Origin of the sequence: Photobacterium alginatilyticum (genome assembly GCF_009910675.1) — a bacterium.
In the GTDB taxonomy this organism is placed as follows: domain Bacteria; phylum Pseudomonadota; class Gammaproteobacteria; order Enterobacterales; family Vibrionaceae; genus Photobacterium; species Photobacterium alginatilyticum.
In genome coordinates this window covers 48,713-63,744 of record NZ_RSEJ01000019.1, presented here as the reverse complement: position 1 = coordinate 63,744, position 15,032 = coordinate 48,713, and the positions used below count along the sequence as shown (strand labels likewise).

The following is a 15,032-nucleotide window of genomic DNA, read 5'->3' as shown; positions in this document are numbered from 1 at the left end:
TTTTAGTGCTTCCTCTAGGAACCCATAGCTAGGTTCACGTCTCTAATAGTCAATGCCGATACGTTTTTGACGCTTTCACCACGTTATTCATTTCATCGATCAGCTCGAACAGCTCCGGCTCGATATCCTCTGTCTTCGCATCGGCTTTCAGGGCCGTTTCAATGGTATAGCAGAGGTTTTTCAGCCTTGGCACCCCACTATAGGCACAGCTGCCGTGAAGTTTGTGGATTGGCGGCCAGAGCTCGATATCCTTACCGTCCAGCGCTTCGTTGACCAGCATTTCGACTTCTGGCATATAGTCGAGCAGCATTTGTAGCATGTCTTTAGCCAGCTCTTCCTTGCCGGCAGCCTGTTTCAGCGCCAAATCCCAATCCCAGCTGACATTGTGGTTGACCGGCGGTGTAGGGTCCGGCTCGGTAATTAATTCGGCACTGGCTTGTGGGTTGGTGTCGGCATCATGCGGACGGGTCCACTTGGCCAGGATCTGCTGCAGGATATGCTCCTCGATTGGCTTGGTCAGGTAGTCATCCATTCCGGCATTGATCAGGCGCTCGCGCTCACCAGCCATGGCATGGGCCGTGACGGCAATAACCGGGGTATTGTGGTTCAGTTCAGTCTTGTGGATCTCCTGACAGGCCATGACGCCGTCCATTTCCGGCATCTGGATATCCATGAAGATCAGGTCAAAGCCCTTCTGGTGGGCATATTCCACCGCCTTGCGTCCGCCGGTGGCGGTGATCACGGTCTCGACCCGCTCGCTGAGCAGGGCGGAAATCAGCTTAAGGTTGGCCGGGTTGTCATCGACGGCCATCACTGTCAGTGGCTGGATGCTCTCGCTTGGCTCCGGCAACAGCTGCGGTGCCGGCTCGGAAAGCATGTCAGGCTCGCTGACCAGCGTCTCCAGTAGCTTGCGGTGTGCCAGCGGTTTAGGCAGACAGGCGGATACCCCGGCATTGACCAGTCGCTCGGACAGGGCCAGTTCGGTGGTCGGCAGGCAGACCATCACCTTGTCGGTTAGCTGTTCGGCCTTGAATACCATATCCAGCAGGCTCGCGATCGGTGGCTGCTCGCCCGGTGTCAGGTTGAGCAGGGCAAAGTGGTGATGTTCGGCATCTTCCGGCATCGTCGAGCGGTAGGTCACATGGATCCCGGCCTTGATCAGACGCTGCTGGATCACCGAGGCGGCCTGCATGTTAGGCTCGATAAGCAGCAGTTTCTTGCCGCTTAGTGACGAGGTATCAATCGGCTGGGAGACCGGCAGATCGGTTTTGGTCAGACGCAGGCTGAACCAGAACGTCGACCCCTGGTGAAGGCGACTGGTCAGGCTGATTTCGCCGCCCATCTGGGTAACCAGTTTCTGGGTGATCACCAGCCCCAGCCCGGTACCGCCGTAGCGGCGGGAAATGCTGGCATCGGCCTGGCTGAAGGCCTGGAACAACTGCGCCTGCTGGCGCTCGGAAATCCCGATCCCGGTATCACGCACCATAAACTGCAGCTCGATGTTCTCGTCGCGATCGGTTTTGAGCTCGACCGACACATCGATATTGCCGCGCTCGGTAAATTTCACCGCGTTGCCAATCAAGTTGGTCAGTACTTGCTGGATCCGCAGTGGATCGCCGATCAGCCCTGTCGGGATCCGGTTGTCGACTTTCAGTGTCAGCTCAAGCCCCTTCTCGTGGGCGCTCGGTGCCAGCAGTTTCATCACTTCATCCAGTGATTCGGTGAAGTCGAACGGGATGTTCTCCAGCAACAGCTTGCCGGCTTCGAGCTTCGAGAAATCGAGAATGTCATTGATGATGGTCAGCAGGTTGTTGGCTGATTTCTCGATGGTCTGCAGGTAATCCTGCTGGCTGGTACTGAGGCGTGTTTTCAGCATCTGGCGGGTAAAGCCAATGACCCCGTTAAGCGGGGTTCGCAGCTCGTGCGACATATTGGCCAGGAACTCTGACTTCACGCGTGCCGCTTCCTGGGCCCGTTTTTTGGCAATATCCAGCTCGACGTTCTGGATCTCCAGTTGCTCCAGGGTCTCGCGCAGATCCGAGGTGGCCTGGTCGATACTTTGCTGCATTTCGATATGGTATTCAGACAGCGAGATCGCCATCGCATTGATACCGTTCTTCAGGGTATCGAGCTCTCCCAGCAGCTCACCCTCGATTCGGATATCGAGGTGGCCGCGGCGGATCCTGTCCACCACGCTGACCATATGGGAAATTGGCCGGGTGACATCCTTCATCAGGCGGTAGGCAAACAGGGACGACAGTGTCAGCCCGAGCAGCAGTACCATCAGGGCGGTAAAGACTTCCTGGTATTGCTGCAGGCGCAGGGCGCTCAGATCTAACTCTAATGCAATATAGCCCAGTGCCTCCGCCTGGTAGCCCGGTGCGGATATCGAGGAAAACTGGCCTTCGCTCAATATCGGAGCGCGGAGGATCAGTGAGTTCTCGTTGAGCCGGGTATCGAGCAGCATGGGGATCGGCTGATCGTCCGGATACATCAGGGTTTCAAAATTGCGGTGGAAGTTCGAGGTGACAAACAGCTGGTTGTCGGCATCGAAAACGGCAATGCTGCGGACTATCTGCGAGTGCTTGCGGTGGGCATAGCTGATCAGACGGCGAACGGCTTCGCGGTTCTTATCTGTCATTCCGTATTCGGTTGAAATCGCAAGGGGTTCGATGATACTGGCACCGGTCGAAATCAGCTGATGCTCGAGATCCCGATAACGGCTCATGGTAAAAAATGCGCTTAATAGCAGGCCAATAATCAGTGTCGGTGCTAATGTCAGGGTGAAGACCCTGGCACGAAGTCCATATTTGGTCATGGTTCTCTTAATTACAAGAAAGCGATTCTGTGGGAGAATTGTCGTCCATCTGTGGCCGTTAGCTTAATGAAACAATGGCTATTCGACAATCAACTAATACCAAACTGCCGACAATATCACTCAGTTTGGTTTATCTGCTCCGTGAGTCAAAACACTATGGCACGCTTTTTTAAGCCTCAAAAACGAAAAGTAACTGATACCAAGCATAAAGAAATTGAAATTAGCCGCCTGGATCACCTTGGCGCCGGTATCGGTCATATCAACAGAAAACCGGTCTTTGTTGATGGCCTGTTGCCGGGTGAAAAGGCGTTGGTTCAGTTTACCGAAGACAAGAAGCAGTTCGCGCGTGCCAAGGTCATAAAACGTCTGGCTGACAGTCAGGCACGTATTAAACCGCATTGTCCTATCTATGACCAGTGTGGCGGGTGCAACTTGCAACATTTGTCCCATTCAGGACAGGTTGAGGCCAAGCAGCAGGCATTGAGCGAGCTGATGAGTAAGTTTGCGACCACGGACAGGGAGCAGGCGTTCAACCAGGCGGCACCGATTGTCGGCAATGACAAGCACTATCGCCGCTGTTCTCGCTTTAGCCTGAGGCTGGGAGGCGGGAAGCTGCAGTTCGGTTTTCGCAAAAAGCAGAGCAAGGATATTGTCGATGTCGAGCAGTGTCCGGTGCTGGCACAATCATTAAATGAACTATTACCACCGTTACGCAGTCTGTTAACTCGGCTGAAGGGGCAAAAGCACCTTGGTCATGTCGAGTTGGTGGAAGCAGATAATGGCAGGGTCGTGCTGATCCGTCACCTGCAGCCATTTAATGACAAAGATATGACCTTGCTGCGTCAGTTTGCCGAGCAATACGATGTTATTCTGTATTTAGCCCCAACATCTGATTCAATCGATAGAATTTCGGGTCAGGCTCCGTATTATGAGCTAGATGGCCAGAAGTTGTATTTTTCCCCGAAAGACTTTATTCAGGTTAACCGGAATGTGAATAGCCAGATGGTCGATCAGGCTCTTGACTGGCTGGATGTCGGGCCGACAGATCGGGTGTTGGATTTGTTCTGTGGTTTGGGTAACTTTAGTCTGCCACTGGCAAAACGGGCAAAGGCGCTGGTCGGTGTTGAAGGTGTTGATGAGATGGTGCATCGTGCTAGTGATAATGCACTGACAAATCAGTTAAACAATGCCTCGTTCTATCAGGCCAACCTGGAGGAGGATGTTACCTCTATGGTTTGGGCGCAAGAACATTTTAATAAAATTCTGCTTGATCCGGCACGCGCCGGAGCCGCCGGGGTCATGCAGCATGTTGTCAATTTGAGCCCGGAAAGGGTCGTGTATGTTTCATGCAACCCTGCCACGCTGGCACGAGACAGCCAGGTGTTGCTGAAGCAAGGTTATCAGTTGGAACGTTTGGGTATGCTGGATATGTTCCCGCATACCGGGCATCTAGAGTCTATGGCCCTGTTTATAAAAAATAGTCTGGGCAGCAAAAAGTAGTGTTTATTCAACATTAACAAGAGAACTTACAGGATAGAGAAATGGTCGCAGTTCGCGGTGCGCATTTAAAGGAAAATGATACATTTGAGCTTTCATCTTGGGTCGAGAGTTTGCAACAAGACGCCAAAGTGGCGAAACGCATTACGCAAACTTACCAGCGATGTATCGAATTAACGTCAGAGGAAGAGTCCGCGTCGTTATTGCTATGGCGCGGCCGCGAAATGGTGGAGATCCTTGTTACCCTGAGCATGGACAAGGATACTCTGGTCGCTGCCTTGTTGTTCCCGTTGGTCGAGGCAGGCGTCTACGATCCGGAACAGCTGAAGGAAGACTATAACAATACGATTTTGCAGATGGTGACCGGGGTGGGCCAGATGGCTGCCATCGGTCAGTTAAATGCAACCACTGAAGGAGCGGCACAGTCGGCTCAGGTCGATAATATCCGTCGTATGCTGCTGTCGATGGTGGATGACTTCCGCTGCGTGGTGATCAAGCTGGCCGAGCGTATCTGTAACTTACGTGAGGTGAAAGACGAGCCGGATGAGGTTCGCCGTGCGGCGGCGAAAGAGTGTGCCAACATCTACTCACCGCTGGCCAACCGCTTGGGTATCGGTCAGCTGAAGTGGGAGATTGAAGACTACGCATTTCGCTATAACCACCCGCATACCTACAAGCAAATTGCCAAACAGCTTTCCGAGCGCCGGATAGACCGCGAGCAATACATAGATCACTTTGTCTCCGATCTAGACGAGTCAATGAAAGCATCGAATATCAAGGCGGAGGTGCACGGTCGTCCCAAGCACATCTACAGCATCTGGCGCAAGATGCAGAAGAAGAACCTGGCCTTTGACGAACTGTTCGACGTCCGGGCGGTGCGCATCATTGCGGATCAGCTACAAGATTGCTATGCGGCCCTGGGGGTTGTGCATACCAAGTACCGTCATCTGCCGAAAGAATTCGATGACTATGTCGCCAACCCCAAGCCAAACGGTTACCAGTCGATTCATACGGTCGTGCTGGGGCCGGAAGGCAAGACCATTGAGATCCAGATCCGCACCAAGCAAATGCACGAAGAGTCCGAGCTTGGGGTTGCGGCGCACTGGAAGTACAAGGAAGGCTCATCGGGAGGTGCCAAGTCGGCCTACGACGAGAAAATAAACTGGCTTCGTAAGCTACTCGCGTGGCAGGAGGAGATGTCAGATTCCGGCGAAATGCTCGACGAGCTGCGTAGCCAGGTGTTTGATGACCGGGTGTACGCCTTTACCCCGAAAGGGGATGTGGTGGATTTGCCGCTGAACGCAACGCCGCTGGATTTTGCCTACCACATTCATTCCGAGGTGGGCCACCGTTGTATTGGTGCCAAGGTAGAAGGGCGCATTGTACCGTTTACCTATCGCTTGCAGATGGGGGAGCAGGTAGAAATTATTACCCAGAAAGAGCCAAACCCCTCACGTGATTGGCTGAATCCTAACCTTGGATTTGTCACTTCCAGTCGTGCACGAGCCAAGGTACATGCCTGGTACCGTAAGCAGGATCGCGACAAGAACATTGCAGCCGGACGTGAGATCCTTGAAGCAGAGCTGACTAAGGTTGGTGCAACGCTGAAGGATGCCGAGGCCTACGCGCTAAAACGCTTTAACGTCAACTCTGCTGTGGAACTGTATGCCGGAATCGGGAGCGGTGATCTGCGTATTAATCAGGTGATCAACCATATTAATGCTCTGGTTAACAAGCCGACGGCGGAAGAGGAAGACCAACAGCTGTTGGAGAAATTGGCCGAGGCCAGTACCAAGGTTGAAACCAGCAAGAAGCCTCAGCGTGATGCCGTCGTCGTTGAAGGGGTCGATAACCTGATGACGCATCTTGCACGCTGTTGCCAGCCAATTCCTGGTGATGAAATTATTGGTTTCGTAACGCAAGGGCGGGGTATTTCTGTACACCGTAGCGATTGTGAACAGCTTGAAGAGTTACGCCATGTTGCGCCTGAGCGGATCATCGATACGGTGTGGGGCGGCGGCTTTGTCGGCAACTACAATATCACGGTCAGAGTGACGGCGTCGGAGCGTAATGGCCTGATCAAGGAGCTGACGAACACCTTTGCCAACGAGAAAGTCAAGGTCTCGGGCATGAAGAGCCGGATTGATTTCAAGAAGCAGATGTCAATCATGGACTTTGACCTGGAACTGACGGATCTCGAAGTTCTTAGCCGGGTACTCAAGCGTATTGAGCAGGTGAAGGACGTCGCTGAAGCCAAGCGCCTGTACTAACGTTATGCTAAATATCAAAAGCGGGTGGCCTGATGCCGCCCGTTTTTTTAATGGACATTAAAGAACAGAAGAACAGTGACTATGAGTGATAAACAGCGCACCCCGATCGAGCAGCTGGTTGAAATAATGGCAACATTGCGAGACCCGAACAAAGGCTGTCCGTGGGATCTCAAACAGAACTTTGCCTCTATCGTGCCCCATACCATCGAAGAGGCCTATGAGGTTGCCGATGCCATCGAGCAGCAGGACTGGAATGACGTGCGTGAAGAGCTCGGAGACTTACTGTTTCAGGTGATTTTCTATAGCCAGCTGGGCAAAGAGCAGGGACTGTTTGATTTTGATGAGGTTGTTGCCGGTATCAACGACAAGCTGATCCGTCGTCATCCCCATGTTTTTGGCGAGGCCGAGTTTGCCGATGACGAAGCCATCAATGCCAACTGGGAGGCTGAGAAGGCCAAGGAACGGACGGCGAAAGGGGAAGATACCAGCCTTCTGGCCAATATTCCCCAGGCCCTTCCGGCGCTGACACGGGCTGACAAAATCCAGAAGCGCTGTGCCAAGCATGGCTTTGACTGGAATACGGTCGGCCCGGTCGTCGAAAAAGTGAAAGAAGAAATTGATGAGGTGATGGAGGAAGTCATCCAAGTGTCACCAGATCAGGGTAAGATCGAAGAAGAAGTCGGGGATTTACTGTTTGCTGTCGTTAACTTGAGTCGTCACCTCAAGGTCAAGCCGGAGTCTGCCCTGCAGCGGGCAAACAAAAAGTTTGAGCGTCGGTTTCGCGAAGTTGAAAAAAGTGTGCTAGAACAAGGGAAGCAATTTGACGATTGTTCGCTGGAAATGCTCGATAGCGAGTGGGAGAAAGTGAAAAAGCGGGAAGGCTAGCTTACTCGTCTAATTGGCAATGGTGTCCATGTAACTATGCACAGGGCTGTTGTGGTAAGTGAGTCATGCTATTGGGTATATTTGATTTGAGACAAAAAAAAACAGCCAATGCTGTGATAGATTTCACGTTGTGGCGATAAACTGTGTCTGGTATACTAATTTCCCGTCCAGATACATTTTAATCCTCTACACCAATCTTCCAGGTTAAACATGACAACGAATTATATTTTTGTTACGGGCGGGGTCGTATCCTCACTAGGTAAAGGTATTGCTGCAGCATCTCTGGCAGCTATTCTAGAAGCACGTGGTCTTAACGTGACTATGATGAAGCTAGACCCTTACATCAACGTTGACCCAGGCACAATGAGCCCAATTCAACACGGCGAAGTATTCGTTACGGAAGACGGTGCAGAGACCGACCTTGACTTAGGTCACTACGAGCGTTTCATTCGTACCAAGATGACGAAACGCAACAACTTTACGGCTGGCCGTGTCTATGCGGACGTATTGCGTAAAGAGCGTCGTGGTGATTACCTAGGTGCAACGATTCAGGTTATCCCACACATCACTAACGCTATCAAAGAGCGTGTGATTGCTGGTGCTGAAGGACATGATGTAGCTATCGTGGAAGTGGGCGGTACAGTCGGTGATATTGAATCACTACCGTTCATGGAAGCTATCCGTCAGTTGGCTGTAGAGCTAGGCCGCGAGCGTGCGATGTTTATGCACCTGACGCTGGTTCCTTACCTGGCAGCTGCTGGTGAAGTAAAAACCAAGCCTACACAGCACTCAGTAAAAGAACTGCTTTCTATCGGTATTCAGCCTGACATTCTGGTATGTCGTTCTGACCGTATGATCCCTGCTAACGAGCGTGCGAAGATTGCGCTATTCTGTAACGTGCAGGAAAAAGCCGTTATCTCAATGAAAGATGTAGATTCAATCTACAAAATCCCACAGCTTATCAAGGCCCAGGGTCTGGATGATCTTGTTTGTCAGCGTTTTGGTATTACAGCACCAGAAGCGGATCTGACTGAGTGGGAACAGGTTATCTACGAAGAAGCCAATCCGACAGCTGAAGTGGTTATCGGTATGGTGGGTAAGTACATCGAACTACCGGATGCTTACAAGTCAGTCAACGAAGCACTAAAGCATGCAGGCCTGAAAAACCGCCTGTCTGTGAAGATCAAGTACGTTGACTCTCAGGACGTTGAGTCTAAAGGCGCAGAAGCGCTTCAGGGGCTTGATGCTATTCTGGTTCCTGGTGGTTTCGGCGGTCGTGGTGTAGAAGGCAAAATCCTGACTGCACAATACGCCCGTGAAAACAAAATACCATACCTGGGTATCTGTCTGGGTATGCAAGTGGCACTGATTGAGTTTGCACGTAACGTTGCGGGTCTTAAAGGCGCGCACTCAACAGAGTTCGATGCAGAAACGAAGAACCCGGTTGTTGGCCTAATCACGGAGTGGGTTGACGGTGAAGGTAAAGTTGAAGAGCGTACTGAAAACTCGGATCTAGGCGGAACCATGCGCCTTGGTTCTCAGCTATGTCACCTGGCGGACGGTTCAAAAGCACGTGAACTATACGGTGATGCAACCGTTCACGAACGTCACCGTCACCGCTATGAAGTAAACAACAACCTGCTGCCGAAACTTGAGAAGGCAGGTCTGAAGATTTCTGGTCTATCTGCAGACAAGAAGCTGGTGGAAATTATCGAGATCCCTAACCACCCATGGTTTGTGGCTGCTCAGTTCCACCCTGAGTTCACCTCAACGCCTCGCGATGGTCACCCGCTGTTCGAAGGCTTTGTGAAAGCGGCTGGTGCAAACCAGCGTGGTGAACTGAATAAGTAAGGATTACGGATAGCTGTAGCGGTTATGGCTGCAGCTATTTTTTTAGCTTTTAAATTGAAGATAAAGCAAGAGGAAACATAATGTCTAAGATCGTTAAAGTTCTAGGTCGTGAAATTATCGATTCACGTGGTAACCCAACTGTTGAAGCTGAAGTTCACCTAGAAGGCGGTTTCGTAGGTATGGCTGCTGCTCCATCTGGCGCATCAACTGGTTCTCGTGAAGCTCTTGAGCTACGTGACGGCGACAAGTCTCGTTTCCTAGGTAAAGGCGTTCTTAAAGCTGTTGAAGCTGTGAACGGTGCTATCGCTGAAGCTCTTGTTGGTAAAGATGCGAAAGACCAAGCTGCAATCGATCAGGTGATGATCGACCTAGACGGTACTGAAAACAAGTCTAACTTTGGTGCTAACGCTATCCTAGCTGTTTCTCTAGCGAATGCTAAAGCTGCTGCAGCGGCTAAAGGCATGCCTCTTTACGAGCACATCGCTGAGCTAAACGGTACTGCTGGTCAGTTCTCTATGCCTCTACCAATGATGAACATCATCAACGGTGGTGAGCACGCTGACAACAACGTTGACATCCAGGAGTTCATGATTCAGCCAGTTGGCGCGAAGACTCTGAAAGAAGGTCTACGTATCGGTGCTGAAGTATTCCACAACCTAGCTAAAGTTCTTAAGGCTAAAGGCCTAAGCACTGCTGTTGGTGACGAAGGTGGTTTCGCTCCTAACCTAGAATCAAACGCTGCTGCACTTGCTGCAATCAAAGAAGCGGTTGAAGCTGCAGGTTACGTACTAGGTACTGACGTTACTCTAGCAATGGACTGTGCTGCATCTGAGTTCTACGACAAAGAAGCTGGCAACTACAACATGAAAGGCGAAGGCAAAATCTTCTCTTCTGAAGAGTTTAACTTCTACCTACAAGACCTTGCTAACCAGTACCCAATCGTTTCTATCGAAGACGGTCTGGACGAGTCTGACTGGGCTGGCTTCAAGCACCAGACTGAACTTCTAGGTGACAAGCTTCAGCTAGTTGGTGACGACCTGTTCGTTACAAACACTAAGATCCTAGCTGAAGGTATCGAGAAAGGCGTTGCTAACTCTATCCTTATCAAGTTCAACCAGATCGGTTCTCTAACTGAAACTCTGGCTGCTATCAAGATGGCTAAAGACGCAGGCTACACAGCTGTTATCTCTCACCGTTCTGGTGAAACTGAAGATGCAACTATCGCTGACCTAGCGGTAGGTACTGCTGCTGGCCAGATCAAGACTGGTTCTATGAGCCGTTCTGACCGTGTTGCTAAGTACAACCAGCTAATTCGTATCGAAGAAGCGCTAGGTGAAAAAGCACCTTTCAACGGTCTTAAAGAAGTTAAGGGCCAAGCTTAATCATTAGCTTGCCTTTGGAGTGAAGCTATCACTCTGAGTTATCGAACCGCCTCCTCGTGAGGCGGTTTTTTTATGTCCGAATACATGATGAGTTTGGCATTCGGCGCTAGTCACATCTTGCGCTTTATGGGATTATTACTCCATTGCAATTTTATTAACTAATTGCGCTATTCTATCTGGCGTAAATAAGTACTATTAGTTAGGAAAATTGCCGTCACTGAACTAATTGCATGAAATAACGGGGAGCGGCATGCGCTTGTTAACTGTCTTGCTGCTGGCGGTACTGTGCTGGCTTCAGTATGATTTTTGGCTTGGTAAAAATGGCATGATGGATTATTTGGCTGCAAGAGATAATGTTGCCATCCAGCAGCAGGCCAATGCCGAGCTAAAGCAGCGGAATCAGCAAATGTATGCTGAAATTCATGATCTCCATCGCGGTCAGGAAGCTGTCGAAGAGCGGGCGCGCAATGAGCTTGGCATGATAAAGCCGGGAGAGACCTTCTTTCGAATTGTGGGTGAATAGCCCCGCCTTGCTCAATACGCCTGAACGCAGGCATTGGCATTGATAATGTAACTGATATTACTTTAACTCTGAGCGTAAATACCTTACTCATGACCGAAAAGATCACCGCAGTTGTACCTGCTGCTGGAGTTGGCAGCCGAATGGCAGCAGACCGTCCGAAGCAATACCTGCAGATAGCAGGAAAGACAATTTTAGAACACACCATTGATCGTTTGTTTTGCCATCCGGCAATAGAGCGCGTGATCATTGTGATCAGCAATAGTGATCCCTACTTCGAGGCGCTGCCGCTGGCACATGACCCGCGGATCACTCGTGTCGACGGCGGGGCGGAACGGGCTGATTCGGTGTTTGCCGGGCTGGCAGCGATTGACGATGAAGACAGCTGGGTGCTGGTTCATGATGCCGCCCGGCCTTGCCTGCAGCTCGCCGATCTGGATCGTTTGATTAATGCCGCGCTGCAGAGCGAGAGCGGTGCCATTCTGGCGGCACCGGTACGGGATACGATGAAGCGTGGTGTGGTGCTTGCCGGTGATAACCAGCAGGGGATACGCGAAACCGTGGATCGCGAGAACCTCTGGCATGCCCTGACGCCGCAGATGTTCAAGGTCAGACAACTCCGCGACTCGCTCCGGTATGCGCTGGAGAAGGGGGCAGTGATCACCGATGAGGCATCGGCCCTTGAGTTTTGCGGATATGTGCCGCAATTAGTAAAAGGGCGGGCTGATAACCTGAAAGTGACCCAGCCCGAGGATCTGGCTCTGGCCGGTTTTTATTTACAGCAAATAACGAAGGATTAGCCATGATGCGAATTGGACACGGTTTTGATGTACACAAGTTTGGTGGTGAAGGGCCGGTGATCATTGGCGGTGTGGCAATCCCCTATGAGCAGGGGCTGATCGCGCATTCTGACGGGGATGTGGCCTTGCATGCGGTTTGTGACGCCTTGCTTGGGGCGATCGGCGCCGGTGATATTGGCCGTCATTTTCCCGATACCGATGCCGAGTGGGAAGGGGCCGATAGCCGTTTTCTGCTGCGGGATGTCTATAGTAAAGTGAAGGCGAAGGGCTATCGCCTGGGTAACCTGGACGTCACGATTATTGCCCAGGCACCGAAGATGGCGCCTTACATTGAGGCGATGTGTCAGACCATAGCCGATGATCTGGAAACAGAGATTGATAATATTAATGTAAAGGCAACGACTTCAGAGCGTCTGGGTTTTACCGGGCGTAAAGAAGGGATTGCTTGTGAGGCGGTTGTCCTCCTTAACAAACAATAAGACTATTTCCCTGCTGCTCGTTTTGTCTGCAAGTTAGCAGCAGGTTTCGCGGCAAGTGTTTTGCCGCTAACAAACGGTGTATTTATGTCTAACGTAATGGACAATTTTAACTGGTTATACGGTAAGCCTGGTTGCCAGGGGCGAATCAAAGTCCTGCCTGAACATTTTGTGGTTAAAGAAAATTTAGGCTTTGATTTTGCCGGAAGCGGTGAACATTTTATGGTGAAAGTCCGCAAAACGGGTGAGAACACCAAATATGTTGTCAATGAACTGGCCAAGGCCTGCGGAGTTAAGTCCCGGGATGTCAGCTGGGCTGGTTTGAAAGATCGCCATGCCGTGACCGAGCAGTGGCTAAGTGTCCATCTGCCGGGCAAGCCGGATCCTGACTTGACGCAGTTTGTTGCCGAACACCCTGGCGTCGAGGTGCTGGAAACAGCCCGCCATGATAAAAAATTACGACCGGGTGATCTTGTCGGCAACTGGTTTCAACTGCGCCTGACTGACTTGGACATGCCGCAGGATGTCATCACCCGTCTGGAGCAGGTTAACCTGCATGGGGTGCCTAACTATTTTGGCGAGCAACGGTTTGGCCACAACGGTAATAATGTGGTTAAGGCGCGCAGCTGGGGCAATGACGAATTCCGCGTTCGTGACAAGAGCAAGCGCAGCTTCTATTTGTCTGCAGCACGCTCCTGGTTGTTTAATATGGTGCTCTCAGCCCGTATCGAACAAGGCAAGGTACATACCTTGCTGGCGGGCGATAGCCTGCAGCAGGACGGTGACGAGCGTGGTCAGATTGTTGAGTCGGTCTCTGCCGAGCTGCAGCAGCAGGTAGATGACGGCAGTATGGCCATCACTGCTCCGATGATGGGGGATAATGCCCTGCCAACTACCGCTGATGCCGAGGCGTTTGAGATGGCCGTTGTTGAGCAGGAGCCGCTGTTGCTTAAGCTGATCCGTGATAACCGGATGCGTCATGAGCGTCGCACCTTGTTGTTAAAACCCCTGCAGATGGAGTGGCAGCAGGATGGTAATGATCTGACTGTGTCGTTTTCGTTGCCGGCTGGCTGTTTCGCGACTGCCGTGGTGCGTGAACTAATGATTGAGCGTGAGCTAGAGGATGGCGACCATGCGAATTTTGATCAGTAATGATGATGGCATCTTTGCCGACGGAATAAATACGCTGGCAGCAGCGCTGGAAGAGATCGGCGAGGTGACCGTTGTGGCACCGGATCGGAACCGTTCAGGTGCCTCGAACTCCCTCACGTTAGATAACCCGCTGCGTATTCGCGAGGAAGGCGAGCGCCGGGTCTCGGTTGAAGGCACACCGACAGACTGTGTTCACTTTGCGCTGAACGAATGGCTGGAGTACCGCCCGGATATTGTTGTTGCCGGTATTAACCATGGTGCAAATCTCGGTGATGATGTGCTTTACTCCGGTACGGTTGCCGCGGCGACAGAAGGTCACTTTCTGGGTGTCCCGGCGATTGCTGTCTCTTTGGTTGGCTCGCGACACTTTGATACAGCGGCCTTGGTTATCAAAGACATTGTAGGTAAGTTGACGGAACAGCCGTTGCCGACCAACAAGATACTGAACATCAATGTTCCTGATGTCCCCTTTTCCGAGCTGGGTGACTGGCAGGTGACACGCCTGGGTGCCCGCCATCGCGCCGAGAAAATGGAAAAGGCCATGGATCCGCGCGGTAAGGCGATATACTGGCTGGGCCCGCCGGGGGCATGTCAGGACGCCGGCCCGGGGACGGATTTTTATGCTATAGAGCACAACCATGTATCGATCACGCCGCTACAGGTTGATCTTACTGCACATGATGCGATTAACGGCATTGAACAATGGCTAACACAAGTGGAGACAAATTAAGGATGCGCTATGCGGAAGAACGACATAGTCTGCTGACATTTTTGCATCAGCTGGGTATCCGTAACGATAACGTGTTGCAGGCGATGGCTGCAGTTCCCAGAGAGCTGTTCATCGACGAGGCTTTATCCCACAAAGCCTATGAGAATAACGCCTTGCCTATTGGTTGCGGACAGACGATCTCGCAGCCATATATTGTGGCGAAAATGACGGAGCTGCTGGACCTGAAGCCGAGCTCCCGGATCCTGGAAATCGGGACGGGCTCGGGTTATCAGACCGCGGTATTGGCACATATTGTTGAACATGTGTTTTCTGTTGAGCGGATCAAAGCCTTGCAATGGCAGGCAAAGCGCCGCTTCAAGCAGCTCGATCTTCACAATATTTCGACCAAGCACGGTGACGGCTGGCTCGGCTGGCCGAGCAAAGGGCCATTCGATGCGATTATCGTAACGGCTGCTGCCGATGATATCCCGGTAGAGTTGCTGGCTCAGCTGGCTGATGGCGGTCGCCTGATCATTCCGGTCGGTGACGAGTATCAGGTACTGAAGCAGATTGTACGTAACGGTGAGCAATACCTTTCCCAGGACATTGAGGCAGTTCGTTTTGTTCCTCTGGTCGCAGGAGAGCTGGCGTAAATTCCGATGGGTGTGATGG

At 51.7% G+C, this 15,032-nt stretch carries 12 protein-coding genes; 11 read left to right on the top strand and 1 reads right to left on the bottom strand.

The features are described 5' to 3' along the window. Nucleotides 1-49: 49 nt before the first annotated feature. Nucleotides 50-2,818: a two-component sensor histidine kinase BarA gene (barA, locus tag EIZ48_RS17685; RefSeq protein ID WP_160654170.1), complete on the bottom strand. Its 2,769-nt coding sequence runs from the start codon at nt 2,816-2,818 to the stop codon at nt 50-52. Between the two features lie 156 nt (nt 2,819-2,974). On the opposite strand from barA, the gene rlmD reads away from it, so the two are divergent. From rlmD to EIZ48_RS17630, 11 genes are all read left to right on the top strand, one after another. Continuing rightward, the gene (rlmD, locus tag EIZ48_RS17680; RefSeq protein ID WP_160654167.1) at nt 2,975-4,318 is read left to right on the top strand and encodes a 23S rRNA (uracil(1939)-C(5))-methyltransferase RlmD; all 1,344 of its coding nucleotides are present in this window, start codon (nt 2,975-2,977) and stop codon (nt 4,316-4,318) included. Nucleotides 4,319-4,359: 41 nt separating this feature from the next. Continuing rightward, nucleotides 4,360-6,585: a GTP diphosphokinase gene (relA, locus tag EIZ48_RS17675; protein WP_160654164.1), complete on the top strand. Its 2,226-nt coding sequence runs from the start codon at nt 4,360-4,362 to the stop codon at nt 6,583-6,585. A gap of 81 nt (nt 6,586-6,666) precedes the next feature. Further along, entirely contained in the window at nt 6,667-7,470 is an 804-nt protein-coding gene (gene mazG / locus EIZ48_RS17670; protein WP_160654161.1) for a nucleoside triphosphate pyrophosphohydrolase, read from the top strand. Nucleotides 7,471-7,680: 210 nt separating this feature from the next. Next, the gene (gene pyrG, locus EIZ48_RS17665) at nt 7,681-9,321 is read left to right on the top strand and encodes a CTP synthase (protein WP_160654159.1); all 1,641 of its coding nucleotides are present in this window, start codon (nt 7,681-7,683) and stop codon (nt 9,319-9,321) included. 80 nt (nt 9,322-9,401) lie between these two features. Next, the gene (gene eno, locus EIZ48_RS17660; RefSeq protein ID WP_160654156.1) at nt 9,402-10,703 is read left to right on the top strand and encodes a phosphopyruvate hydratase; all 1,302 of its coding nucleotides are present in this window, start codon (nt 9,402-9,404) and stop codon (nt 10,701-10,703) included. A gap of 250 nt (nt 10,704-10,953) precedes the next feature. Continuing rightward, nucleotides 10,954-11,226: a cell division protein FtsB gene (gene ftsB / locus EIZ48_RS17655; protein WP_075763093.1), complete on the top strand. Its 273-nt coding sequence runs from the start codon at nt 10,954-10,956 to the stop codon at nt 11,224-11,226. An 89-nt stretch (nt 11,227-11,315) separates the two neighbouring features. Beyond that, the gene (ispD, locus tag EIZ48_RS17650) at nt 11,316-12,023 is read left to right on the top strand and encodes a 2-C-methyl-D-erythritol 4-phosphate cytidylyltransferase (protein WP_160654153.1); all 708 of its coding nucleotides are present in this window, start codon (nt 11,316-11,318) and stop codon (nt 12,021-12,023) included. Between the two features lie 5 nt (nt 12,024-12,028). After that, nucleotides 12,029-12,502 carry a 2-C-methyl-D-erythritol 2,4-cyclodiphosphate synthase gene (gene ispF / locus EIZ48_RS17645; protein ID WP_175577503.1) on the top strand — a complete coding sequence of 158 codons (474 nt, stop codon included), beginning with the start codon at nt 12,029-12,031 and terminating at the stop codon, nt 12,500-12,502. A gap of 84 nt (nt 12,503-12,586) precedes the next feature. Then, entirely contained in the window at nt 12,587-13,651 is a 1,065-nt protein-coding gene (gene truD / locus EIZ48_RS17640; protein ID WP_192928620.1) for a tRNA pseudouridine(13) synthase TruD, read from the top strand. After that, complete coding sequence (gene surE, locus EIZ48_RS17635) at nt 13,632-14,381, top strand: 5'/3'-nucleotidase SurE (protein WP_160654150.1); 750 nt, start codon at nt 13,632-13,634, stop codon at nt 14,379-14,381. Before truD ends, surE begins: the two co-directional genes overlap by 20 nt. After that, nucleotides 14,354-15,013: a protein-L-isoaspartate(D-aspartate) O-methyltransferase gene (locus tag EIZ48_RS17630; protein ID WP_428454166.1), complete on the top strand. Its 660-nt coding sequence runs from the start codon at nt 14,354-14,356 to the stop codon at nt 15,011-15,013. The genes surE and EIZ48_RS17630 overlap by 28 nt, the downstream gene beginning before the upstream one ends. The last annotated feature ends 19 nt before the right edge of the window (nt 15,014-15,032 follow it).

Bases quoted from the DNA above. Each gene is read 5' to 3' on its own strand.
- ftsB (WP_075763093.1), top strand. From the start codon at position 10,954: ATGCGCTTGTTAACTGTCTTGCTGCTGGCGGTACTGTGCTGGCTTCAG.
- EIZ48_RS17630 (WP_428454166.1), top strand. From the start codon at position 14,354: ATGGCTAACACAAGTGGAGACAAATTAAGGATGCGCTATGCGGAAGAA.
- rlmD (WP_160654167.1), top strand. From the start codon at position 2,975: ATGGCACGCTTTTTTAAGCCTCAAAAACGAAAAGTAACTGATACCAAG.
- truD (WP_192928620.1), top strand. From the start codon at position 12,587: ATGTCTAACGTAATGGACAATTTTAACTGGTTATACGGTAAGCCTGGT.
- eno (WP_160654156.1), top strand. From the start codon at position 9,402: ATGTCTAAGATCGTTAAAGTTCTAGGTCGTGAAATTATCGATTCACGT.
- surE (WP_160654150.1), top strand. From the start codon at position 13,632: ATGCGAATTTTGATCAGTAATGATGATGGCATCTTTGCCGACGGAATA.
- mazG (WP_160654161.1), top strand. From the start codon at position 6,667: ATGAGTGATAAACAGCGCACCCCGATCGAGCAGCTGGTTGAAATAATG.
- barA (WP_160654170.1), bottom strand. From the start codon at position 2,818: ATGACCAAATATGGACTTCGTGCCAGGGTCTTCACCCTGACATTAGCA.
- ispD (WP_160654153.1), top strand. From the start codon at position 11,316: ATGACCGAAAAGATCACCGCAGTTGTACCTGCTGCTGGAGTTGGCAGC.
- pyrG (WP_160654159.1), top strand. From the start codon at position 7,681: ATGACAACGAATTATATTTTTGTTACGGGCGGGGTCGTATCCTCACTA.
- ispF (WP_175577503.1), top strand. From the start codon at position 12,029: ATGCGAATTGGACACGGTTTTGATGTACACAAGTTTGGTGGTGAAGGG.
- relA (WP_160654164.1), top strand. From the start codon at position 4,360: ATGGTCGCAGTTCGCGGTGCGCATTTAAAGGAAAATGATACATTTGAG.